General features: G+C 71.8%; 18 protein-coding genes. 16 read left to right on the top strand and 2 right to left on the bottom strand.

The window, feature by feature from the left end:
• Positions 1-82 precede the first annotated feature (82 nt).
• From glgP to ACH34R_RS14160, 3 genes are all read left to right on the top strand, one after another.
• On the top strand, positions 83-2,692 hold the full coding sequence (gene glgP, locus ACH34R_RS14170) for an alpha-glucan family phosphorylase (RefSeq protein WP_397561848.1): 2,610 nt from the start codon (positions 83-85) through the stop codon (positions 2,690-2,692).
• Positions 2,693-2,772: 80 nt separating this feature from the next.
• Positions 2,773-3,678 carry a MurR/RpiR family transcriptional regulator gene (locus tag ACH34R_RS14165; RefSeq protein WP_397561846.1) on the top strand — a complete coding sequence of 302 codons (906 nt, stop codon included), beginning with the start codon at positions 2,773-2,775 and terminating at the stop codon, positions 3,676-3,678.
• Positions 3,679-3,831: 153 nt separating this feature from the next.
• Complete coding sequence (locus ACH34R_RS14160) at positions 3,832-5,382, top strand: glycoside hydrolase family 10 protein (protein ID WP_397561844.1); 1,551 nt, start codon at positions 3,832-3,834, stop codon at positions 5,380-5,382.
• A gap of 357 nt (positions 5,383-5,739) precedes the next feature.
• On the opposite strand, the gene ACH34R_RS14155 is transcribed toward ACH34R_RS14160, so the two are convergent.
• Positions 5,740-6,396, bottom strand: coding sequence for a TetR/AcrR family transcriptional regulator (locus ACH34R_RS14155; RefSeq protein WP_397561843.1), 657 nt, complete (start codon positions 6,394-6,396; stop codon positions 5,740-5,742).
• A 230-nt stretch (positions 6,397-6,626) separates the two neighbouring features.
• On the opposite strand from ACH34R_RS14155, the gene ACH34R_RS14150 reads away from it, so the two are divergent.
• From ACH34R_RS14150 to ACH34R_RS14135, 4 genes are read left to right on the top strand one after another with little or no spacing between them, the layout of a single operon-like run.
• Positions 6,627-7,718 carry a cytochrome P450 gene (locus tag ACH34R_RS14150; protein ID WP_397561841.1) on the top strand — a complete coding sequence of 364 codons (1,092 nt, stop codon included), beginning with the start codon at positions 6,627-6,629 and terminating at the stop codon, positions 7,716-7,718.
• 33 nt (positions 7,719-7,751) lie between these two features.
• Positions 7,752-7,949, top strand: coding sequence for a ferredoxin (locus ACH34R_RS14145; protein ID WP_397561840.1), 198 nt, complete (start codon positions 7,752-7,754; stop codon positions 7,947-7,949).
• A 43-nt stretch (positions 7,950-7,992) separates the two neighbouring features.
• Positions 7,993-8,631 carry a DedA family protein gene (locus ACH34R_RS14140; RefSeq protein WP_397561839.1) on the top strand — a complete coding sequence of 213 codons (639 nt, stop codon included), beginning with the start codon at positions 7,993-7,995 and terminating at the stop codon, positions 8,629-8,631.
• A complete protein-coding gene (locus ACH34R_RS14135) occupies positions 8,618-10,132 on the top strand; it encodes an MDR family MFS transporter (protein ID WP_397561838.1) in 1,515 nt (504 codons plus the stop codon). The genes ACH34R_RS14140 and ACH34R_RS14135 overlap by 14 nt, the downstream gene beginning before the upstream one ends.
• 347 nt (positions 10,133-10,479) lie before the next feature.
• Here the strand turns inward: ACH34R_RS14135 and ACH34R_RS14130 are convergent, their stop codons facing one another.
• The gene (locus ACH34R_RS14130) at positions 10,480-12,420 is read right to left on the bottom strand and encodes an N-acetylmuramoyl-L-alanine amidase (RefSeq protein ID WP_397561837.1); all 1,941 of its coding nucleotides are present in this window, start codon (positions 12,418-12,420) and stop codon (positions 10,480-10,482) included.
• Between the two features lie 235 nt (positions 12,421-12,655).
• On the opposite strand from ACH34R_RS14130, the gene ACH34R_RS14125 reads away from it, so the two are divergent.
• The 9 genes from ACH34R_RS14125 to ACH34R_RS14085 all read left to right on the top strand — a co-directional run bounded on the left by ACH34R_RS14125 (position 12,656) and on the right by ACH34R_RS14085 (position 24,232).
• On the top strand, positions 12,656-13,054 hold the full coding sequence (locus ACH34R_RS14125; RefSeq protein ID WP_397561836.1) for a hypothetical protein: 399 nt from the start codon (positions 12,656-12,658) through the stop codon (positions 13,052-13,054).
• Positions 13,051-14,280, top strand: a complete 1,230-nt coding sequence (locus tag ACH34R_RS14120; RefSeq protein ID WP_397561834.1) for a DUF6395 domain-containing protein — start codon at positions 13,051-13,053, stop codon at positions 14,278-14,280. The genes ACH34R_RS14125 and ACH34R_RS14120 overlap by 4 nt, the downstream gene beginning before the upstream one ends.
• Positions 14,281-14,313: 33 nt before the next feature.
• Entirely contained in the window at positions 14,314-15,876 is a 1,563-nt protein-coding gene (locus tag ACH34R_RS14115) for a flavin monoamine oxidase family protein (RefSeq protein WP_397561832.1), read from the top strand.
• Positions 15,877-16,056: 180 nt separating this feature from the next.
• Positions 16,057-16,581, top strand: a complete 525-nt coding sequence (locus tag ACH34R_RS14110) for a YbaK/EbsC family protein (protein WP_397561831.1) — start codon at positions 16,057-16,059, stop codon at positions 16,579-16,581.
• 118 nt (positions 16,582-16,699) lie between these two features.
• Positions 16,700-19,108, top strand: a complete 2,409-nt coding sequence (locus tag ACH34R_RS14105; protein WP_397561829.1) for a protein kinase — start codon at positions 16,700-16,702, stop codon at positions 19,106-19,108.
• Positions 19,108-20,967: a serine/threonine-protein kinase gene (locus ACH34R_RS14100; RefSeq protein WP_397561827.1), complete on the top strand. Its 1,860-nt coding sequence runs from the start codon at positions 19,108-19,110 to the stop codon at positions 20,965-20,967. Before ACH34R_RS14105 ends, ACH34R_RS14100 begins: the two co-directional genes overlap by 1 nt.
• Positions 20,968-21,059: 92 nt before the next feature.
• Entirely contained in the window at positions 21,060-22,331 is a 1,272-nt protein-coding gene (locus ACH34R_RS14095) for a serine/threonine-protein kinase (RefSeq protein WP_397561825.1), read from the top strand.
• 143 nt (positions 22,332-22,474) lie between these two features.
• The gene (locus ACH34R_RS14090; protein WP_397561824.1) at positions 22,475-23,260 is read left to right on the top strand and encodes an electron transfer flavoprotein subunit beta/FixA family protein; all 786 of its coding nucleotides are present in this window, start codon (positions 22,475-22,477) and stop codon (positions 23,258-23,260) included.
• Positions 23,261-23,278: 18 nt separating this feature from the next.
• Positions 23,279-24,232, top strand: a complete 954-nt coding sequence (locus tag ACH34R_RS14085; protein WP_397561823.1) for an electron transfer flavoprotein subunit alpha/FixB family protein — start codon at positions 23,279-23,281, stop codon at positions 24,230-24,232.
• Positions 24,233-24,238 lie beyond the last annotated feature (6 nt).

Here is a 24,238-nt window from a genome sequence, read left to right as displayed (position 1 = left end):
AGGGGAGACGGTTGAGAGGCATGTGCCCAGCACGGGTGTTTCGGTCGCGCAGTACGCCGAAGAGTAACTAGGGTCTGGCAGCGTGAGAGCAATCCGCAGGTTCACCGTACGCACCGTCCTCCCCGGCGAGCTCGCCGCGCTCGGCGAGCTGGTCCACAACCTTCGCTGGTCGTGGCACCCGGAGACGCTGGACCTCTTCGCCGACGTGGACCCCGACACCTGGGAGCGCGTCGGGGGCGACCCGGTCGCGCTGCTCGGCGCGGTCGAGGCCGAGCGGCTCCAGCAGCTCACCGGCGACCGGCGCTTCCTGCGCCGGCTCGCCGATGCCGCAGACGACCTGCGGGAGTACATGACGGCACCGCGCTGGTACCAGACCATCCCCGGTGCCCCCTCTGCCATCGCGTACTTCTCCCCGGAGTACGGCATAGCCGCGGCGCTCCCGCAGTATTCGGGCGGACTCGGCATCCTGGCCGGCGACCACCTCAAGACCGCGAGTGACCTCGGTGTCCCCATTCTCGCCGTCGGGCTGCTCTATCGGCATGGCTATTTCAGCCAGACCTTGTCCCCCGAAGGCTGGCAACTGGAGCACTATCCGAGCCTGGACCCGGGCGGGCTCCCGCTCACCCTGCTCAAGGACGCCGACGGCGTGCCCGCGCGCGTCCGCATCGGCCTTCCGCAGGACCGCACCATGCACGCGCAGATCTGGGTGGCCCAGGTCGGGCGCGTCCCGCTGCTGCTGCTCGACTCCGACGTGGCCGAGAACGACAACGCCGCCCGCGACATCACCGACCGCCTCTACGGCGGCGGCACCGACCACCGCCTCATGCAGGAACTGCTGCTCGGCGTCGGCGGCGTGCGGGCCATCCGCCAGTACTGCCGCATCACCGGACACGCCGAGCCCGAGGTCTTCCACACCAACGAGGGACACGCCGGGTTCCTCGGCCTGGAGCGCATCCGCGAGCTGACCGAGAGCCGCCTGTCCTTCGACGAGGCCCTTGAGGCGGTCCGCGCCGGCACGGTCTTCACCACCCACACGCCGGTGCCGGCCGGGATCGACCGGTTCCCGGCCGACATGATCGCCCGGCAGTTCGGCGGGGACAACGCCTGGCCCACCGTCTCGGTGGAGCGCATCCTTGCCCTCGGTGCCGAGCCCGCCCCGGCGGGGCAGGAGCACGAGCCGGGGCGCGGGATGTTCAACATGGCGGTCATGGGCATGCGGCTGGCCCAGCGGGTCAACGGCGTGTCGCGGCTGCACGGCGAGGTCAGCAGGGAGATGTTCCAGGGCCTTTGGCCGGGTTTCGACCTCGATGACGTACCGGTCGGTTCGATCACGAACGGCGTGCACGCCCCCACCTGGGTCGGCCGGGAGCTGATGGAGCTGGCCGGCCGCGAACTCCCCTCCCTGATCGACAGCGACCAGGGCTGGAACAGCGTCCAGAAGATCACCGACAAGGACATCTGGGAGATCAGGGGCACTCTGCGGGCCCGGCTCGTACACGCGGCCCGGCGGCGGCTGCGCGCCTCCTGGGTGGACCGGGGAGCCTCGGTCGCCGAACTGGGCTGGATCGACGACGCCCTCGACCCCGACGTCCTGACCATCGGCTTCGCCCGCCGGGTGCCCTCCTACAAGCGGCTGACGCTGATGCTGAAGGACCCCGCGCGGCTGCGCGAACTGCTGCTGCATCCCGAACGTCCGGTGCAGATCGTGATCGCCGGCAAGGCGCACCCGGCCGACGAGGGCGGCAAGAAGCTGATCCAGCAGATCGTGAAATTCGCCGACGCCGAAGACGTCCGGCACCGCATCGTCTTCCTGCCCGACTACGACATGAACCTCGGGCGGCTCCTGGTCCAGGGCTGCGACGTGTGGATGAACAACCCGCTGCGCCCGCTGGAGGCGTGCGGGACCAGCGGCATGAAGGCCGCCCTGAACGGCGGGCTCAACCTGTCCATCCGGGACGGCTGGTGGGACGAGTGGTACGACGGCACCAACGGCTGGGCCATCCCCACCGCCGACGGCGTCGCCGACCCCGACCGCCGCGACGAACTGGAGGCCGCCGGTCTCTACGACCTGATCGAGCACGAGGTCGCCGACCGCTTCTACGACCGGGCCGCCGACGGACTGCCCCGGCGGTGGCTGGAGATGGTCAAGCACACGCTGGCCTCGCTCGGCCCCAAGGTGCTGGCCGGGCGGATGCTCCGCGACTACGTGATCGACCTCTATGCCCCCGCCGCCGCTTCGGCGCGGGCCCTCGCCGCCGACGACCACGCCGCCGCCAAGGGCTTCGCCGCCTGGAAACTGCGGGTGACCCAGGCGTGGCCGGGGGTCCGGGTCGAGCATGTGGAGGCCGCCGGGCTGGGCGACACGCCTGAGGTCGGCGCCACGCTGGAGCTGCGGGCCACCATCGCGCTCGGCGAACTCGAACCGGGAGACGTCCGCGTCCAGGCCGCGTACGGCAGGGTCGGCCTGCACGACGAGCTCGTCGGCCCCGACTTCGCCGACTTCGCGATCGACTCGGTGAACGACGACGGCAGGGCGCACTTCACCGGGGCCATCCCGCTGGACCGCACCGGCGCCTTCGGCTACACCATCCGCGTGGTGCCCGCGCATCCGCTGATGGACTCACCGGCGGAGCTGGGGCTGGTCGCGGTGCCGGAGGCGCCGGCGGGCATGACGAACGGCACGCTCCGGTAGCCGGGCGCGGGCGGTAGGCTGCCCTCTCACACGGTGTTGATCAGGTAACCGGCACACTTCCGGCACACCAGAGGGCGGCCATGGACGACGAAACCACCCGGCCCGGTGAGGGGCCTCCGGTCGAGACGCTGGTCGCCACGGTACGGGGGGTGCTGCCGTCGCTGACCCCGGCGGCCCAGACGGTCGCGCGGCTGATCCTCGACGACCCGGGCATGGTCGCGCGCAGCACCATCACCGAGTTGAGCGCGGCCTCCGGCACCAGCGAGGCCACGATCGTGCGGACCGCCCGCGTCCTCGGCTTCGCCGGATATCCCCAGCTCAGGCTGGCCCTTGCGGCGGCCTCCGCGGCCCGGCCGGCCGAACGGCTGGTGCCCGGCGACCTCGCGCCCGACGATCCGCTGTCGGAGGTGATCGTCAAGGTCTCCCGCGCGGAGTCCGAGGCCATCGAGGACACCGTCGCCCAGCTCACCGCCGAACGCCTCGGCCTCGTCGTAGAGGCCGTCGCCGCGGCCCGCCGCGTCGATGTCTACGGCGTGGGCGCGTCCGGCCTGGTCGCCACCGACATGGCGCAGAAGCTGCTGCGCATCGGCATGACGAGCAACGCGTTCACCGACGCGCATCTGGCGCTGACCAGTTCGGTACTGCTGCGCGCGGGCGACGTGGCGGTCGGCATCAGCACCTCGGGGGAGACGCCCGACGTCCTCGGCCCGCTGCGCAACGCGCGCGACGCGGGGGCGGCCACGGTGGCGATCACCAACAATCCGCGCAGCTCGATCGCCCAGGTCGCCGACCATGTGCTGATCTCGGCGGGGCGGGAGACCGCCTTCCGGCCGGGCGCGCTGGCCAGCCGGATCAGCCAGTTGCTGGTGGTGGACTGTGTGTTCGTCGGGGTGGCGCAGCGCACCTTCGACTCCTCGCAGCGGGCGCTCCAGGCCACCCGTACGGCGATCGGCGACTTCCTGCGTTCGGGCCGCAGCAAGCCCTGAGGCGCTTTGCGGTGGCTTATGGTAAGCTTGCCGATACGAAGAGTGAGTGTTGACGGTTTTCTTCAGTGCATTGATTCCTTGGGAAATTTCTGTCATCTTCCGCTAGAGCCCCTTTTCCTTTGACCCCTGTTCGATCCCCCAAGGAGCCAGGCCATGGCCATGGATCGCCGAGTCCTGCTGCGCGGCCTCGCGGCCTCCGCTGCGGCGGGGCCACTCGCGTCGTTGTTCGCCCTGCCTTCGGAGGCGGCCGTGCCGATGATCGCGCCCACCGCGGCGCCGCTGCGGCAGATGCGCGGCATGTGGATCGCGTCCGTGCTCAACATCAACTGGCCCTCCAAGCCCGGCCTGAGCCCCGACCAGCAGCGCGCCGAGTTCCGGGCCTGGCTCGACCTGGCGGTGGCGCGCCGGCTCAACTCGGTGTTCGTCCAGATCAGGCCGGCCGCCGACGCGTTCTGGCCGTCGCCCCACGAGCCGTGGTCCGAATACCTCACCGGCACGCAGGGCAAAGATCCCGGCTATGACCCGCTCGGCTTCGCGGTGGCCGAGGCGCACAAGCGCGGGCTCGCGTTCCACGGGTGGTTCAACCCCTACCGGGTGTCGATGCAGGGCGACCCGGCCAAGCTGCACCCCGACCACCCCGGCAGGCGGCACCCCGAGTGGATCGTCGCCTACGGCGGGCGGCTCTACTACAACCCGGGCCTGCCCGAGGTCCGCGCCTTCGTGCAAGACGCCATGATGGACGCGGTCACCCGCTACGACCTCGACGGCCTCCACTTCGACGACTACTTCTACCCGGTCAACACCCCGGCCTTCGACGACAGCGCGGCCTTCGCCAAGTACGGCGCGGGGTTCCCCGACCTCGCCGCCTGGCGGCGCGACAACGTCGACCTGCTGGTGCGCGAGATGCAGCAGCGGGTGCGGGCGGCCAAACCGGAGGTCGCCTGGGGGATCAGCCCTTCCGGCATCTGGCGCAACAAGGGTACCGACCCGCTCGGCTCCGACACCAACGGCAGCCAGTCCTACGACAACCTGCACGCCGACACCCGGGGCTGGGTGAAGAAGGGCCGGCTCGACTACATCGCGCCGCAGATCTACTGGAACATCGGGTTCGCCGCCGCCGACTACGCCAAGCTCGCGCCCTGGTGGGCCGACGTGGCGACCGGCACCGGGGTGCAGTTGTGGATCGGCCAGGCCGCCTACAAGGTCGCGGCGACCGGGCAGCCCGCGCCGTGGTTCGAGCCGGGCGAGCTGTCCGCGCACCTCACGCTCAACCGGGGGCTTCCGGCGATCGGCGGCGACGTCTGGTACAACGCGGCCGACGTGCGCGCCGACCGGATCGGCTCGATCACCAAGGTCGTCGCCGACCACTACCCGGCCCCGGTGCTACCGCCCCTCCTGCCCCGCCTCGCCTCCGGCCGTCCGCCACGCCGCCCGGTCCTCACCCACGCCCGGCGCACCTCGGCGGGCACCGAGCTGCGCTTCCACACGACGGGGGGCGAGACGCCGCGCCTGTTCGCGATCTACCGGGTCACCTCGGGCACCCCCGACCTGCGCACGGGACGCGACCTGGTGGCGGTCGTCCCGGGCGCGAAGTCCGCGACCTGGACGGATCCGGCAAAGGTGCGGGGCGCCACCTACCACGTCACCGCCCTCGACGCGGCCAACCGCCAAAGCTCCCTCTCCTCAGGCCGCCGCCCCCGCTGATCCGCCGTTTCGGGAAGGCGTGAACCGCTGCTGGGGGTGCTGCCGGTCCTTAGTGGTACGGCGGGGCCTCCTGCTCGCCCTCCTCGGGCCGCCGGCCCCGCTGATCCGCCGTTTCGGGAAGGCGTGAACCGCTGCTGGGGGTGCTGCCGGTCCTTGGTGGTACGGCGGGGCCTCCTGCTCGCCGTTCGCCGTGGCCTGTCGCGGTCTTGTGCCCGGGTTTCGCGGGTGTCGTGGCCGCTCGCCGTTCGAGCACCGGCTACCAGGGCCCTTCGCCGCTCCCGCGCTCCGCGCTCCGCGCTCCGCGTGTGCAAAGCGCCTCGCTGACGCTCGGGGTCCTGGACGCTGCGGGAGGGGTGGTCATTCTGTGGCGGGTGAGCCGGGCGGGGGCGTGTGGAGTGGAGGAAGAGAGGTGGCGGCGGCCGGGCGGAGGGAGTCGAGGAGCAGGCTGAGGTAGCGGCGCCAGCCGTCGCGGGGTGCGGGTTCGGGCTGTGCGCCGATGATCGCCTCGCCGAAGTCGCTGCCCAGCCGCTGGACACCGATGATCATGGTGAACAGTCTCGGCAGGTCGTCCGCCGTGAGGTCGGCGCGTACGACGCCGGCGTCCTGGGCTCGCCGCAGGGTGACCCAAAGAAACGCGAAGTACTCCTGCGTGATCGCGAAGAAGGCGGTCGCGTTGCGGGCGACCGAGAAGATGGGCCGTTCCTCGGCCGTGATCGCCAGCGCGGTCTCCAGCAGGGTCACCAGCGCCGACCAGGGGTCGGGATCGGCCTCCGCCCGGCGGATCGCGGGTTCGAGGTCCTCGGTGAAGCGCCGCCGCAGGATCGCCAGGATCAAGTCCTCCTTGCCCGCGAAGTGACGATACAGAGTCGCCGGCGCCACGCCCGCCCGTCTGGCGATGTCGTCGAGTTGCCCCTCGGCTCCCTTCTCGGTGAACACCTCGCGAGCCGCGGCGACGATTCGTTCGACATTACGGGCGGCATCGGCGCGGAGCCGGCGCGGAGCTTGGGCGGTCACGCGTCGAATGATACCGGAGTGAGAGTCAGCTCCCAATTGTGCTAGGCTCGGCTTGGCTAACTGAGAGTTGACTCTTGGTTATTGTTCGCGTACCCAGATCGCCGCAGAAGGGTCACCCAGCAATGTCACTTCACGTGCAACGAGACGGCTTCTCCCCGAGCGACGTGCTGACTCGGCTTCGGATCGAGGCCCCGATCAGCCGGTTCGAGCTCACAGTCGGGCCGACTCCCATGCCGGCCTGGCTCATCACCCGCTATGACGATGTCCGCCGAGTGCTCAGCGACGCCGCTACGTTCAGCAGCGCCGGCGGGGCCCAGGCCGCGTTCCTGAACGCGACGATGGAGAAGGAGACGGCCGCTCGGCTGGCGGCGAAGAACCCGGGGTCGATCATCGACATGGACCCGCCCGGGCACACGCGCCTGCGCCGCCTGCTGACCCCCGAGTTCACCGTCAAGCGCATGCGCGCGCTGCGGCCTCGGGTCGAGTGGATCGTGAACGAACGACTCGACGCCATGGAGAAGAGCGGTGGGCCGGTCGACCTGGTGCAGGAGTTCGCGCTGCCGGTGCCCTCGCTGGTGATCTGCGAGCTGCTCGGCGTCCCCTACGAGGACCGCGACGACTTCCAGCGCCGCAGCAGCGCCCAGACCGACTTCCGGATCAGCGTGGAACGCCGGCTCGCGTACGGCGTCGAGTCGAGCGCCTACATGGGGACCCTGGTGGCGAAGCAGCGGCTCGACCCCGGCGACGACCTGCTCGGCATGATCGTGCGTGAGCACGGCGACACCGTGTCCGACGAGGAACTGGCGGGGCTGTGCGCGCTGGTGCTGTTCGCCGGCCACGAGACCACCGCCAGCATGCTCGGGATGGGCGCTCTGCTGCTGCTCCTGCACCCCGACCAGGCGGCCCTGGTCAGGGATGATCCCGAATACACCGATCAGGCGGTGGAGGAGCTCATGCGCTACCTCTCCGCGGTGAACACCCCCGCCGTCCGGACCGCGACGCGCGACGTGACGATCGGCGACCAGCTCATCAGGAAGGACGACGCCGTCGTCTGCTCGCTCCCCCTCGCGAACCGCGACGAGAGCCTCCTCGACGACCCCGACGTCTTCGACATCCGCCGCAAGCCCGTCTCCCACGTCGCCCTCGGCCACGGCATCCACCACTGTCTCGGCGCGCCACTGGCCCGGATGGAGATGCGGATCGCCTTCCCGGCCCTGCTGCGGCGCTTCCCCAAGCTCCGGCCGGCCGTACCGCTGGAGGAGATTCGGTTCCGGCCCAGCTCCATCGCGCACGGGCTGCAGACCTTCCCGGTCACCTGGTAGCCGAATTCGATTCGCCGCACAGGGGGTCAACTCATGCGCATCGAAGTCAACACGCACACCTGTATCGGGAGCGGGGTCTGTGTGCTCATCGCCCCGTCGGTGTTCGATCAAAGTGAGGACACCGGCTTCGCCGAGTTGCTCACCGATCGACCTCCTGCCGGCCAGCGCGGCAACGTCACCCAAGCCGCGATGCGATGCCCGTCGGGTGCGATCTCCTTGGACGACTCATGACGGCCTCGCCTCCGGGAGCCCGCCGGACAACGGAAGGATCCCGGTGGATCGCTGGCTGATCGACACCCTGACCGTGGTGAGTCCGGCATGGCTCTATGCGATCGTGGGGGTGCTGACAACAGCGGAGTCCGTGTTGTTCGGCCTGTTCCTCCCCGGTGAACTGGTCCTGCTGCTGGCGGGATTCCTGTCCTTCCATGGTCAGGTGAACCTGACCATGATGCTGATCATCACGGCCACCGCAGCCGTCGGCGGCTATCTGCTGGGCTACGAGGTGGGCCGGCGGTTCGGCTCGGGACTGCGGACCGGAACGATCGGGCGGCGCATCGGCGAGGCCCGCTGGAGCAAGGTCGACGCCAAGCTGGCCGGCATGGGCGGACGAGCCATCCTGCTCGGGCGGCTCGTCGGACTGCTACGCGCGATCATGCCCGTCGCCGCGGGGATGACCCGCATGCCCTACCGGACCTTCCTGCTCTGGGCTGCGGCGGGCGGGCTGGTGTGGGCGCCCGCCTTCGTCCTGATCGGTTACACCGTCGGCGGCTCCTACGAGAAGATCGCGGGGTTCGTGGGATCCGCCAGCATGATCCTGCTGCTCCTCGTCGTTCTGCTGATCGTCCTGTTCTTCGCCGTCCGCCGGTTCACCCGGCGGAACGATCCACCCGGGAGCGTTGATGAGCCACAGTGAGACAGCGGGCGGGCGGTCGATCTACCTTGGCGTGTTCGGGCTGATGCTCGGCATGTTCCTCGCCATGCTGGACGCCCAGATCGTGGGTACGGCGCTCCCCACGATCGTGGGCGACCTGGGCGGGGTCGACCGGCTCCCATGGGTGATCACGGCCTACCTGCTGGCCGCGGCCGTGACAACGCCGATCTGGGGGAAGCTCGGCGATCTGTACGGCCGCAAGGGCGCCTTCATGTCCGCGGTCACGCTCTTCCTGGTCGGATCGGTGCTGGCGGGGCTGGCGGCGGACATGGGGCAGCTCATCGCGTTCCGGGCGGTTCAGGGGCTCGGCGCGGGCGGGCTGATGGTCGGCGCGTTGTCGATCATCGGGGTGCTGGTGCCGCCCCGTGAGAGCGGACGGCTGCAGTCGATCACCGGCGCGGTGATGCCGGTGGCGTTCATCGGCGGCCCGCTGCTCGGCGGGCTGCTCACCGAACACCTCAGCTGGCGCTGGACCTTCTACGTGAACGTCCCCGTCGGCATCGTCGCGCTGCTGATCATCAGCTCCGGCATCCAGCTCAGGACAGAGCGGATCAAGGCCCGCGTCGACTACCTCGGTGCCGGCCTGCTGACCGCCTCCATCGTGGCGTTGACCCTGGTGGCCGGCGGCACCTACCCCTGGCCCTCTCCGCAGGTCGTCATCCTGGGAGTCGTCGCCGTCGCGGGCCCGGCCTGGTTCGTGTACGCCGAGCGGCGCGCCGCCGAGCCGATCATCCCGCCCCGGCTGTTCGGCGACCGGAACTTCACCCTCTCGCAGATTCTCGCGTTCATCTTCGGCTCGGTCGTCTTCACCGTCACGAACTACCTGCCGCAGTACATGCAGTTCGTTCAAGGGGCTTCGCCGATCGCCAGCGGGATGTTGTTGCTGCCGCTGATGTTCGGCATGCTCGCCACCCAGCTGACGGCCGGTCGGCTGATCAGCCTTACCGGCCGGTACCGGTCCTATCCGATCGTGGGCAGCGTAATGACGGCCGCCGGCTCCCTGCTTCTGCTGCTGCTCGACGTGGGCACCGGCACGATCACCGCCTCCGCCTTGACCGTGCTCATCGGGCTCGGTCTGGGCCTGCTGATCCAGAGCAGCATCCTCATCACGATGAACAGCGCCGACCCGCGCGACATGGGCGCGGCCAGCGGAACCGTCACCCTGATGCGCACCATCGGCGGTTCCCTGGGGATCGCGGCGCTGGGGGCGATGTTCGCCTTCTCCCTCGGCGGCACGCTGACCGACCGGCTCGGCCCCGGGAACGCCGGTCGGCTGACCGCCGAAGGCGGCCTGACCCCGGAGGCGCTGCAAGCCCTGTCCCTGCCGATCCGCGACGCCTTCCGCGCGGCCGTCACCAGCGGCCTGCACACCATCGTGCTCGGCACCACGGCCCTTTCCGTGATCGCCTTGGCCGCCGCCTGTTTCCTCAAGGACGTCCCGCTCCGGACCGCGGCCCCCGCCCTGGCCGAGACGGCCGACTGATCCCGCGACCTCCGTCACGTGCACCGCTTTCCACCGAAACCCCGGGGGCCGGCGCCTCACGAGCCGGTGAGGCCCCGGCCCCCGGCCCCGGCCGTACCGATGACCTGCGACGGGCGGCGTGGACTGGACGGTGATGAGGGTGCCGAGGGGGCGCGCGGTTCATCAGGCGGGCCGACCTGGCGGTCGCCATGCTGGCCGCCGTCGACGACGCGACGCTGGTACGCAAGGTGATCACTGTCGCGCGCTGACGCGGTAGTCATGCGGCGTCATCGGAGGAACCGGACGGCCCCTGCCCGCTCCGCTTCACTTCGACGTACCGGCCTCCGGGACCACCGGTGGTGGCGGGGTCAGCCGATGCTGAGGGTCACGTCGTCGGCGTTGACGAACATCACCCGGTGCCCGAACTGGATCTGGTAGTACTTCATCTTCCCGCGCACCACCACGTGTTGTTCGGGGTCGAAGGTCACCGCGCGGAAGTACTCGCCGCCGGCCACCCGCCCCAGCGTGTACTTCTGCCCGGCCGCGAACGTGTACTGCAAGGGCACGATCTCCTGCGGCGGCACCCCCGGCGGGTACGCCTCCGGCTCGGGGAAGGCCCTGCCGTACACGGGAATGGTGGCGCGCCCCGGCTTCGGGGTGACGATGAGGCCGCGCGAGGGGATCGCGACGCGGGCGCGCGCCGGGTCGTGGAACCACGCCTTCTGGCCGAGGTACCAGATCGCCGTCCAGTCGCCCTGGCGTCCGGCCACCGCGTAGCGCTGCCCGGTGGACGCGCGGGCGCTGTGGTCGTAGACGCTGTGGGTGGAGTCGCCGGTCGGATGTTTGCCGATGTCCTTGACCAGCGGGGCGTCCGGGCGCGGTTCGGTGCGCAGCCAGATGGCGGCCGAGCCGTGCGGCGGGCAGGCGGCGGCCGGGTCGGACGGGAGGCAGCCGTAGAAGTAGGGGCGGTTTCCCTCGTAGTCGGGACGGATCATGACCGATTCGGCGCGCGGGCCGCCGGTCTGGCGCAGCGGCGCGCCGAGCAGGTCGAAGTAGTGGGCCCAGTCCCAGTAGGGGCCGGGGTCCTCGTGCATGCCCTGCACGGTGCCGGGCACGGTCCCCGGCACGTTGTCGTGGCCGAGGATGTGGGCGCGGTCCAGGGGGATTCGGTGCAGCTTGGCGAGGTGGCGCACCAGCTTGGCGGAGGTGCGGTACATGGCCTCGGTGTACCAGGCCCCGCCCTGGGCCAGGAAGCCCTCGTGCTCCAGGCCGATGGACTTGGCGTTGACGTACCAGTTGCCGGCGTGCCAGCCGACGTCCTTGGTCCGGACGTGCTGGGCGATGTGGCCGTCCTGGGAGCGCAGCGTGTAGTGCCAGCTCACGTACTCGGGGTTCTGGACGAGATCGAGGGTGCGGCCGTAGTACTCCTCGGTGTCGTGGATCACGATGTACTCGACCTTCTGGTCCACCGGCCGCCGGGCCTTGTCGTGGTTGCCGTGGTCACCGCCGGGAAGCTCCTGGTAGGGGGCCGGGATCCACTCGCAGGAGATCGTCCGGGGGCACTCCACCTCGCCGGGGCGCGGCTCGCGCAGGCCGAGCCGGTCCAGCCGGTCGCGCAGCGGGCTCAGGCCGGGCAGGGGCGTGAGGCGTACGGCGTGGCCGTCGTCGGTGGTCCGCGCCGCGCCCTGCCGGATCACGGTGTAGACCTCGTCGGCGAACGCTCTGGCCGCGCCCTCGTCGGCGGCTCCGGAGTAGCGCGCGACCGCGCCGTACCACTGGGCGGGGTCGTCGCTGAGCGGCGCGCCGAGCCGCCGCTGGTGGTCGGCGAGCAGGGCGGCGCCGCCCATGATGTTGGCGGCGGGGTCGGCGCGCAGCGCGTCGCGCGGCAGGCCGGTCAGCTCGGCGGCGCGCTCCAGCGTGCGCAGCGAGTCGCCCGCGGGCGGCGGCGCGGACCCGCCCGAGGGGACCTTCGCACGGCGGGCGTCGTCACCGCGCGGGTCCTCGGTGGCGGACGAGTGGTGATGGACGGCCGGGGGCAGCGCCGCCGCGTCGGTGAGGTGCATCGGCCCGAAGCCGGCCGACGTGCTCGGCAGCCCGCGGTTGGCGTCCCACCGCGACTCCAGGAAGGAGACGCCCAGCAGGACGCTCTGCGGCACCTTGTGGGTCCGCGCGGCGTCCGCGTAGGCGCGCTGGCGGTCCCCGGCGGAGGCGGCGGCGGGCGGAACGGGGCTGATGGTGAGCGCGGCGAGGGCCACGGCGGCCAGCGCGGCGGCGCCGCGCCGCCGGGGGCGGGCTGAGCGGAGTCGCAAGGGTGCTCCTCGGCTGGGGTGCTGGGGGGGTGGAGGTCACGTCGATCACCAGCGTGCTGCCCCTTGATCCCGCTGTCAACGCTTTTCTTCGCACATGACCAATGCCGGAAGATTTCTTTCAAACATTGCCGAGCGCGCCCTCACGGCCATCGACCTATACGTACTTTATCCAGAGTGATAACACTCTTGACACTTGGTAAAGGAAGGGCGGGATTAGGCGCTATCGTGACCGTTCATGGTCCGGTTGGTAAGGCGGGTGCCGGTTCCCGGGTGGATCCGGCGTTCGGCACGTTCCTGGTTGGATGCCCACTATGTCAGGCGAGTTGACCACAAAAACGACATTCGAGACTCCCTATGGGAGATCAAGGTCGTCGCGCGAGAACTCGCCGAACTTCGCGCAGAGGTCGAGCGGCTGAACGCCCGGGTGGCCAAGATCGCCCCCGCGGCGGAGGCCGCCCCGGACCAGGCCCGCATGGCCCGCTGGGACGACGCGCATCGGCTCGCCGTGGAGACCGCCTCGGCGATGGACCGGATCCTGCAGAACGAGGTCCTGCTCTGGCAGGCCGTGGACCGCGTGGAGAGCGCCGCCGCTGGGGACGCCGGCAGGGAAGCCGCCAGGGACGGCATCCGGTGAGGGCGGCCTGGACCACGGACGGGGGCGTGTGGCATCTGGGGTTCAGGCTCGACGCCGAGGACGGCATCACCGGCACGGTGACCGACGGCCAGGCGGTACGGATGGCGACCAGCTCCTGCCGGGTGCGGCTGCCCCGGCCGCTGCCCGACGTACACCCGGACCTGTCCGCGCTGGCCGCGTGGACCGTCGTGGCCCCCTGGACGACCCGGCGGATCACCTTCGACCGGCCCGTGTCGCGCGGCCTGGCCGCCGCGATCGAGCAGGGCTTCGGGATCGAGGCCGGGCCGGTCGGCGCGACGCCGCGCACCGGCTCCAGGCTGGCGATCTCCTACAGCGGCGGCGCGGACTCCGTGGCCGTGGCCGCGATGCTGCCGGACGCGCCGCTGGTCCACTTCCAGCGCGTACCACACCAGCGGGTGCCCAACCGCTGGACCCACTACCGCGCAGACGTGCTCGCCAAGCTGGCCGCCCGCACCGGCAGGGAGCTGACGATCGTCCAGTCCGACCTGGAGTTCACCCTCGCCGAACCGCGCCCCGGCTACCCCGAGCACCATGCGGTGGCCGCGGGCGCGATCCTGATGGCCGACGAACTCGACCTCGGCGGCATCGCGTTCGGCTACGAGATGGGCTCGCGCTGGCTGGGCGGCGGGCGCTACCTGCACCGGTACACCCCGCACAATCCGATGTGGTCGCCCGGCGGGCGCTGGGGCCGCGTGTTCGCCGCCGCGGGCCTGCCCATGGTGCTGCCCGTCGGCGGCGTGAGCGAGGCCGTCACCATGCGCCTCGCCCTCGGCTCGCCGCTGCGCGAGCAGGTCAGGTGGTGCCTGCGCGGCGACGACGGCGGGCCGTGCGGGGTGTGCGGCAAGTGCCTTTACAAGGAATTGATCCAGGCCGCCATCGAACGCCGCCCGCTGCGCACCACGATCACCGCCTCCCGCCCGGTGGCCGCCAAGTGGCAGCAGCCGCCCCCGTACGGCGGGCAGGAGATGATCGAGTACGGCTGCGCCCGGGTGCCCGGCATCGAGGGCACCCCGTTCGCCAAGGCCGCCGGATACCTGGGCGCGACCGAAGAGTCCACCGGATGGCTGGAGCGTTGCTACCGTCCCGCCATCGAGGAGCTACCGGACCCCTGGCGCAAGCAGGTGGCGGACTTCATGGCCGGCGAGGTCGGCTTCATGACACACAGCGAGGCACGCCACGTGGAGATGTGGGGGCAAGGGACGTGAGGTCATGGCGCTGCGCGGGATCTTCGGCTGACCATGGCCGGAACTGATCGGCTGACCAGGCGGGCCCTGCTGGTCGGCGTGGGCGCGGCGGGCGGCGCGGGCGCGATGTTCGCCGCGATGGGGGCCCTCGGGCTGGCCCCGCAGGAGCAGCGGGCGCAGTACGCGCCGCCGCGGCCGTCCGACTTCCGGCTGACCGGGCGCGCGGCGGCCAAGGTGCTCGTGCTCGGGGCCGGGGTCGCCGGGCTGACCTGCGCCTACGAGCTGGGCAAGGCGGGGTACGACTGCACGGTCCTGGAGGCGGGCGACCGGATCGGCGGGCGCAACCTGACCCTGCGCGGCGGCGACCGGCTGACCGAGACCTCGGGCGCGGCGCAGACCGTGGAGTTCGGTGAGGGGGTCTACTTCAACGCGGGCGCGGCCCGGATCGCGCAGTGGATGGTCACCCTCGACTACTGCCGCGAGCTGGGCGTGCCGATCGAGACGTTCGTCAACAACAACGCCTCCGCCTACGTCTACAACCACGGCATGCCCGCCCCCGTCCGGGCGCGGACGGCCCGCGCCGACCTGTACGGCTACATCTCCGAACTCCTGGCCAAGGCCACCCACGCGGGCGCGCTGGACCGCCGCCTGACCGGCGAGGACCGGGAACGCCTGATGGCGTTCCTGCGCCGGTTCGGCGACATCGGCGGCGAGCTGTCCTACACGGGGTCGCCGCGGCGCGGCTACGCGACCGACCCCGGCCTCGGCCCGGGCGCCCCGCTCGCCCCGCCCGGCGGCCTGGCCGAGGTGCTGGCCGCGGGCGTTGGCCGGGCGGTGACCATGGACTTCGGGTACGACCAGGCCGCGCCCATGTTCCAGCCGGTCGGCGGGATGGACGCGATCGTCACCGCGCTGGCCCGCGAGATCGGGGCCGGCCGGATCAGGACCGGCACGGCCGTCACGAAGATCACGAACCTGCCGGACGGCGTCGAGGTCGCCCACCGCGCCGGGACCGAACGCGCCGACTACTGCGTCGCCGCCCTCCCGCCGCACGTCCTCGCCAAGATCCCGGGCAACCTGGGGGCCGTGGTCGTCTCCGCGCTGGCGACCCCGCGCCCGGTCTCCGCGGGCAAGATCGGGCTGGAGTACGGCAGGCGCTGGTGGGAACAGGACGACCGTATATATGGGGGGATAACCGAAACCGATCTGGATATCACGCATATCTGGTATCCCTCGTACGGTTACCACGCCGCCCGGGGACTGGTCGTCGGCTACTACGCCGCCGACGAGCACGCCCGGACGTACGGCGGGCTGTCCCACCGCGACCGGCTGCGCCGCGCGCTCACCCAGGGCAAGAAGATCCACGGCGAGAAGTACCGCTCCGAGCTGGTGTCGGCCGTCTCCATCGACTGGGACCGCCGGCCGCACATCGGCGGCGGCTGGATGCGCTGGCCGGAGCACTCCGAGGGGCTGGAGCTGCTGCGCCGCCCGGCGGGCCGGGTCTACTTCGCCGGAGACTGGCTCACCCATCTGGTCGCCTGGCAGGCAGGGGCGATGGAGTCGGCCCGCGCGGTCGTCACCGATCTGCACCGCCGGGTGCTGTCCGCTCCCGTGTGAGGGGGCCTGTGCGGCGAACGCGTGCTCGCGGGCCGGGGACAGAGCGTAGAGTCTTGGCAAGTGCTTGGCCGCACGCCGACGATGGCGTGGGCCCGGCGGGTGTTGGGGGCATGGATCGAGCCGGGGGGCCGCGCAGGGAGCGGCGCGTTTCCCTTGGCCGGAAGGGGATGATCTCGCGATATGGGTCCGGGGAACCTCTCGTGGGCATCGGCGGCCGAGCGGCCGGAGTGGCTGGCCGGGCCGGTGGCGGCCGTCGCGGCCGGGCTGGGCGATCGGGTGCGGGTGGCCGAGATCGATCCCGAGGTGGCCGACACCGCCGCCTTCTGTGAGCGCTACGGCGTCGGCATGGACGAGTCGGCCAACTGCGTGATCGTGGCGGCCAGGCGCGGCGGAGAGGTGCGGTACGCGGCGTGCCTGGTGCTCGCCACGATGCGGGCCGACGTCAACGGCGTGGTACGGCGTCATCTGGAGGCCCGCAAGGCGTCGTTCGCGCCCCAGGCCGACGCGGTGCGGCTGACCGGCATGGAATACGGCGGCATCACCCCGCTCGGGCTGCCCGACGACTGGCCGGTGCTCGTGGACGAGGCCGTGGCGGCGCACCCGGACGTGGTGATCGGGAGTGGCCTGCGGCGATCCAAGGTGGCGATCCCCGGGGCGGTGCTCGCCGGACTGAAAACCGCGGAGGTGCTCGCGCTCGCGAACTGACGTCGAAGCGAGCTTGTCTAATACCCTCGATTGGGAAACCGTTGGGACCTGCCCGATCGTTGTAATAGCGAGGAAATGTGGCCTCGCGGTTCATCTCTGGGGCGGTGTTTGAGCCGGTATGGTGCTTCATGCCATGAATCAGGACGACCGACTAGGACCTTACCGGCTGCTCAGGCGGCTCGGTGAAGGCGGCATGGGCGTTGTCCACCTGGCCGTCGATCGGCAGGGCCGTGAGGTCGCGGTCAAGGTGTTGCGCGCGGAGGTCACCGGCGACGACGTGGCCAGGCGGCGGCTCGCCCGTGAGGTCGAGACCATGCGCCGGGTCCGCAGCGAGCACATCGCCGAGGTCCTCGACGCCGACGTGACCGGTCACCGTCCTTACATCGTCACCCGGTACGTCCCCGGCCAGGCGCTCGACGACCTGGTCAAGGAGGAGGGGCCGCTCGACGTCGGCGCGGTGCTGAAGGTCGCCCGCGGCGTGGCCTCCGCGCTGGCCGCGGTCCATTCGGTGGGGGTCATCCACCGCGACCTCAAACCGGGCAACGTGCTGATCCTCGACGGCGAGCCGGTGCTCATCGACTTCGGCATCGCCCAGGCGGTGGACGCCACCCGGCTGACCCAGACCGGCATGTTCATCGGCACCCCCGGCTACCTCGCCCCGGAGATCATCGAGGGGCACGAGGCCGGGCCGGAGGTCGACATCCACGCGTGGGCGGGCACGATGCTGTTCGCCTGCAGCGGCCAGCCGCCCTTCGGCAAGGGCACGCTGGAAATGATCTTCTACAACATCACCGCGGGCAAGGCCAACATCGGCGCGGCCCCGCCGGTGCTCCAGCCGGTGCTGCGGGCCGCGTTGCAGCGCGATCCGGCCAGGCGGCCGAGCGCCGCCGAGATCGCCGCCCAGATCGGGCGGCTGATGCCGAAGGCCGGCGGCCGGCCGCGGATGCCCGACGAGATCACCACGGTCCCCGACGTCAGCGGGCGCAACCCGGCCGCGGGGCCCGCCGCACGCCCCCGCCCCGCTTCAGGCCCCGGCTCCGCTTCCGGTCCTGGTCCAGTGGTCGGCTCCGGTTCCGCTTCCGGCCTCGGCTCCGCTTCCGGTCCTGGTCCAGTGGTCGGCTCCGGTTCCGCTTCCGGCCTCGGCTCCGCTTCCGGTCCTGGTCCAGCGGTCGGCTCCGGTTCCGCTTCCGGCCTCGGCTCCGCTTCCGGTCCTGGTCCCGCCTCCGGCTCGTACGCCGGTCCGGGCCACGCCGGGGAGGGCGACTTCCCCACCCCGCCGGTGGGGGCGCGGCCCGGCCGCCTGGCCGACCCGCAGCCGCCGCGCGACCGCGACTACGTGTCACTGCTGGACGAATCACCGCAGCCCGAGCTGGGCGACCCGTTCCCCACCCGGCGGGTGCCGCCGGAGGAACTACGCAAGATGCGCGAGGGCGCCGGGATCCAGGACCGCGCGTCGTGGGACACCCCGACGCAGGCCGACGGCTCGGCCCTGCCCACGGGCGGCGGCCCGGTCCAGGGCTGGGACGTCGCCACCCAGGCCGACGCCGCCGCGCGCCCGGCCGCGCCGCCGGGCCGTCCGGTTCCGCCCCCGCCGCAGACCCCGGACGGCGACATCCCCACCCAGCGGGTCCGCCCCAACGACATCCAGGAATACGTCAGGAACTACCCGCCCCCCGGCTACCAGCAGCCCGGCCAGTACGGCCGGCCGGGCCAGCAGGGGCAATCGGGTCAGCAGGGTCAGCCGGGTCAGCAGGGGTACGGCCAGAGCGCGGTCACCCCGGCGTACGGCGGGCAGCAGCAGTACGCCCCGCCGTACCCACAGCAGGGCTACCCCGCGCCCGGCCACCAGCCAGCCCAGCCGGCCCAGCCGCAGCGGCCCGCGCAGGGCCACGACCGGCAGCAGGCGCCGCAGCAGGAGCAGGCGCCACAGAACAAGATGCACGCCGTGGCCGCGATCCTGCTGCTGGCCATCGTGGCCGCGGTGGCGGTCCTGGCCCCGGTCGTCGTGGCGCTGATCGTGATCCCGCTGGCCGTCGTGCTGCGCGCCGCCGACATCGCGCAGCCGTCCTTCGGCGACCGCCCGGCGGCGTCGGCGGCGGCAGACGTCGTGCGGGTGTTCGGCCGCCCGGCCGCGCTCGCCAAGTCCGCGGGCATCACGCTCGCGCTGGTGCCCTACGGGCTGATCCTGGGCCTGCCGGTGACGCTGCTGCTCACCGTGCTGCTCACGAACATGGAACTGGTCAACGCGCTGAGCTGGGGCTCGGCGGTCGCGCTATGGACGGTCTGCGCCGGTCCCGGGGTCGAAGGCCCGGGCCGCCAGTTGCGCCGCACGCTGGCCTCCCTGCTGCCCGAGCGGACCGCGGCCACCGTGGCGACGGCGGTGCTGGCGGGCCTGGCGCTGGTAATGGCGGTGCTCGTCGTGGGTACAGTGACCGGCTCGGGCAAGGCGGAGTTCGCGCCGATCGGAGTGGAACCAATTACGGGACAGCTCGACAGCCTGCGAAAGAAGGCAGGAGGGCCGGAGTGATGAATCCACAGGAGACGCAGACGCCCGACATGGTCGGCCACTATCGGTTGATCAAGAAGATCGGCGAGGGCGGGATGGGGGTCGTCTACCTCGGCATCGACGACGAGGGCACCGACCTGGCCGTCAAGATCCTGCATCCGCACGTCGCGGCCGACCTCAAGGCGCGCGACCGGCTGACGCGCGAGGTCGAGACCATGCGCCGGGTGCGCAGCCCGCACGTGGCCGACGTGATCGACGCCGAGCTGACCGGGGCGCAGCCGTTCATCGTGACCCGGTTCGCGCCGGGGCGCACGCTGGAGGAGACGGTCCTGGCCGACGGGCCGCTGCCGGCGGCGGAGGTGATCCGGCTGGCCCGCGGCCTGTGCGCGGCGCTGGTGGCGATCCACGCGGCCGACGTGATCCACCGCGACCTCAAGCCGGCCAACGTGATCCTGGTCGGCGGCGAGCCGCTGGTCATCGACTTCGGCATCGCGCACCTGGTCAACGCGACCCGCCTCACGCAGACCGGGATGTTCGTCGGCACGCCCGGCTACCTCGCGCCCGAGATCATCAAGGACACCGAGATCACCCAGGCCGCCGACGTGCACGCGCTGGCCTCCACGGTGTTCTTCGGCGCGACCGGCAAGCCGCCGTTCGGCACCGGCACGTTCGAGTCGGTCTGCTTCAACATCATGAACGGCAACGCCCAGGTCGACGAGGCCCCCGCCTGGCTGCGCGGCTGGCTGCGGGCGGCGCTGGCGGTGGAACCCGGGTCCCGCCCGACGGCCCGTGGGCTCGCGCAGATGGCACGTTCCCTCGACCCTTCGGTCACCTCCTTCCACGAGGCCGCCCCGCCCCGGGAGCAGACCAAGGTGATGGGCGGTCGCAAGGACGGCACGCGGGCGCTGTCGCACGAGGACGGCTACGCCGACCTGCTGCCGCCGGTGGAGTACACCCGGCCGCAGCGCGGGCGCAAGGACCGTTCCGCGGCGGAGACCGGCCGGATGGCCGCAGCCGCCGGGCCGCCTCCCGCGCCGCCGCCGGTCCAGGTGCCGCCGTACGTCCCGCCGGCGCCCTACGCCGACCAGCGGGTGGCCGGATATCCGCCGCCGCAGCCCGCCGGGCACCCGGCGCCGTACGCGCCGCCGGGTGAGGCCCGGCCCTACGAGCCGCCGGCCCCGCCGCGCGAGCGCCGCCCGCCCTACCGGGTCTCGCACCCGGTGCTGGGCGGGCTGTTGCTGGCGACCCTGGTCGGGGCGGCCTTCATCATGCCGGTGCTGGTCAGCGCCCTGGCCATCGTGCTGGTGCTGTGCCTGCGGGTCGGCGAGCACCTGTTCGGCGACCTCGCCGAGCGGCGCAAGGTGCGCGGCAACAGCGGGGCCGACCCGGTGCTGGCGGTGCTCGGCACGCCGTGGGCGCTGATCAAGGCGGGTCTCGGCACCGCGGTGCACGTGCCGCTGTCGGTGATGTTCGGGATGTGCGTGTGGGGCGTGCTCGCGTACGGCGGGGGGATGAGCACCAACGGCGCCGCCGCCTACGCGGCGGGCGCGTTCACCGCGGGCCTGTTCGTGCTGCCCGGCGGCGGCAAGCCGCGGCGCGCGGTGTCCCGGGTGCTCACCGGGGTGATCAGGAGTCCGCGGGCCGGGATGGTCACGGCGGTGTCCCTGACGGTGATCGCGGCGTTCGTGCTGTTGATCGCGTTCAGCACGGCCCCGTCCTTCGCGCCCTGGAAGCCGCCGGAGCAGGTCATCGAGAACCTCACCGACGAGTTCCGCAGGCGCACCGACGAGGCGTCCATGGGCGCTGTCGACCTGGTGACCGGGCTCATCGGCGACCTGATGTCCAGTCTGGGGCTCGGCTTCCTCTCGCCCTGGTCCTGACCCGGCGGGGCCGGACGACTTCCTCCGCCCGTGCGCCTTCGCGTGCGCGACGGCTTCTTCTGAGGCACGATGAGTGTGGCGGAGGGAGTGTCATGGGCGGGCCAGAGGGTGAGCGCCTGGGCGATTACCGGCTGCTCTCGCTGATCGGGGCGGGCGGGTTCGGAGAGGTTCATCTGGCGCTCGATCCTGAGGGCCGGACGGTGGCGGTGAAGATCCTGCACCCGCACGTCGCGGCCGACACGGGCGCGCTCGCGCGGCTCGCACGGGAGGTCGAGACCATGCGCCGGGTGCGCGGCGACCACATCGCCGAGGTGCGCGACGCCTCGCTCGGCGGTGGCCGCCCCTACCTGGTCACCCGTTACGTGCAGGGCAGGCCGCTGAGCACCCTGGTGGCCGAGGAGGGGGCGGTCGGCGGTGACTTCCTGCTGCGCCTGGCGCGCGGGCTGGCCGCCGCGCTGACGTCCATCCACGGGGCCGGGGTGATCCACCGCGACCTGAAGCCGGCCAACGTGATCGTGGCCGACGGCGTGCCCGTGGTGATCGACTTCGGCATCGCGCACGCGCTCGACTCGGTGTCGGTCACCGCGTCGGGGGCGGTGCTGGGCACGCCGGGCTACCTGGCGCCGGAGGTGATCGAGGGCGCCGAGTCGGGGGCCGCGGCCGACGTGTTCGCGTTCGCGGCCACGCTGGCGTACGCGGCGACGGGCCGCCAGCCGTACGGGCAGGGGCCGGCCACCGCGGTCGCCTACCGGGTGGTCCACCACGAGCCCGACCTGGACGGCGTGCCCGACTGGCTGGCGCCGCTGCTGCGCGAGTGCCTGGTGCGCGAGCCGTCGATCCGGCCGACCGCCGCGCAGCTCGCGGCGCGGCTGGGGGTGCCGGTCGAGGCGTCGTCGCCCGCCGCGGTGGGGGGCACGCTGGTCGGCCAGATCCCGCCGGTGCCCGCGAACGGCGGGCCCGACACCGTGCACTCGATGGCCACCCGCGAGGTCGGCCAGATCCGCCAGGCCGGGCGGCCCTCTCCGGACGAGGTCAGGGCCAGGCACGCGGCGAAGATCCGCACCCGGTGGGTGATCGGCTCGGGCATCGTGGCGGCGCTGGCCGCCGCCGCGGCCTCGGAAAACCTTCCGGAGGTCGCGCTGCTGGTGCTGGCCGGCTACGCGGTCGGGGTGCTCGGCGACGCCGCGGTCGGGCTGCTCTCGCGCGGCGGGCCGCAGCGTACGCGGGTGCTGATAGACGTGGGCGGCGGCGTCGGCACGGTCGCGCTGTGGCTGCTGCTGAGCACGGTGTTCAGCACGTTCACGCTGGTGCTTGCACTGGGTACGGTGGTCTTCGTACTGCTGGTGCTGGTCCTGGCGGGGTAGGGCGGACCCACCTCGGCACACCGGAATATTGTTCGGTAAAGTGTGCGCAGGCGGTCGGCCCGCCGTCCGCCTGAGGCGTCATGCCTGGCAGTCTTGGCAGCGCGAAGCATGATGGGACAAACCGTCCGGAGGCCATGGACCCCATGAACATCGTCGTCTGCGTGAAGCAGGTCCCCGACACGGCGACCGAGCGCAAGCTCAGGTCGGATGACAAGACCCTGGACAGAGACGCCGTCGACGGCGTCATCAACGAGCTGGACGAATATGCCGTGGAGGAGGCTCTCAAGCTCAAGGAGGCGCACGGCGGCGAGGCGACGGTGACCGTGCTCACCATGGGGCCGGCCAAGGCCACCGAGACCATCCGCAAGGCCCTCGCCATGGGCGCCGACAAGGCGGTCCACCTGACCGACGACGCGCTGCACGGGTCCGACGCGCTCTCCACCTCCTACGCGATGGCCCAGGCGCTCGGCAGGATCGGGTTCGACCTGGTCGTGCTCGGCTCGGAGTCCACCGACGCCCGTACCGGCGTGCTGGCCGCGATGCTGGCCGAACGGCTCGGCGTGGCCCAGCTCACGCAGGCCAAGAAGGTCGAGGTGTCCGGCACCTCGATCGCCGTCGAGCGGGTCACCGAGTACGGCTACGACAAGGTCGAGGCGACCCTGCCGGCCGTCGTGTCGGTGGTCGAGAAGATCAACGAGCCGCGTTACCCGTCGTTCAAGGGCATCATGGCGGCCAAGAAGAAGCCGGTGGAGACGCTTTCGGTGGCCGACGTCGGCATCGCCGCCGACCAGGTCGGCCTGGCCGGGGCGTGGAGCGAGGTGGCGGAATTCGCCGTCGCCCCGCCGCGCGGCGCGGGCACCATCGTCAAGGACGACGGCGACGGCGGTACCAAGACCGCCGACTTCCTGGTCACCAAGAAGTTCATCTGAGGACGGGGGTTACAAACGATGTCGGAGATTCTCGTTCTCGTCGAACACGTCGACGGTGAGGTCAAGAAGGTCACCCTTGAGCTGCTGACCCTGGCCCGCGGCCAGGGCGCGCCCAGCGCCGTGTGGGCCGGGCCCGGCTACACCGAGGAGGCCAGGGCCAGGCTCGCCGAGTACGGCGCGGAGAAGGTCTACGTGGCCGACTCCCAGGAGATCGTCGATTACGTCGTCGCGCCCAAGGCCGAACTCCTCGCGCAGTTGGTCGCCTCCGCCTCGGCGGGCGGGGTGCTGGTCGCGGCCACCGCCGAGGGCAAGGAGATCGCCGGCCGGCTGGCGATCAAGACCGACTCCGGCGTGATCACCGACGCGGTGGGGCTGGGCGAGGGCTTCGTGGCCGACCAGTCCATCTTCGGCGGCGGGATCAACGTCAGGTCCCGGGTCGCCAAGGGCACCCCGATCGTGGCGGTCCGCCCCAACTCGGTGACCCCCGAGCCCGCCGCGGGCGCGGGCGCCGAGGAGCGGGTGAGCGTCACCCTGTCCGACGCGGCGCGGGCCGCGCGGGTGGCCGAGCGGGTCAAGGAGCAGAAGGGCGCGCGTCCCGAGCTGGCCGAGGCCGCGATCGTGGTCTCCGGCGGCCGTGGCGTCGGGTCGGCGGAGGACTTCGCGCTGATCGAACGGCTCGCCGACTCCCTCGGCGCGGCGGTCGGCGCGTCCAGGGCCGCCACCGACCTGGGGTGGTACCCGCATCAGTTCCAGGTCGGCCAGACCGGTAAGACGGTCTCCCCGCAGCTTTACATCGCGGTCGGCATCTCCGGCGCGATCCAGCACCGAGCCGGGATGCAGACCGCGAAGACGATCATCGCCGTCAACAAGGACAGCGAGGCCCCGATCTTCGAGCTGGCCGACTTCGGCGTGGTGGGGGACCTGTTCCAGGTGGTCCCCCAGCTCATCGAGGAGATCGACAAGCGCAAGTAGCGGCGG

Origin of the sequence: Spongiactinospora sp. 9N601 (assembly GCF_044326295.1) — a bacterium.
In the GTDB taxonomy this organism is placed as follows: Bacteria; Actinomycetota; Actinomycetes; order Streptosporangiales; family Streptosporangiaceae; genus Spongiactinospora; species Spongiactinospora gelatinilytica.
Note: the sequence above shows the minus strand (reverse complement) of the source record. Positions and strands in the feature narration are given on the sequence as shown.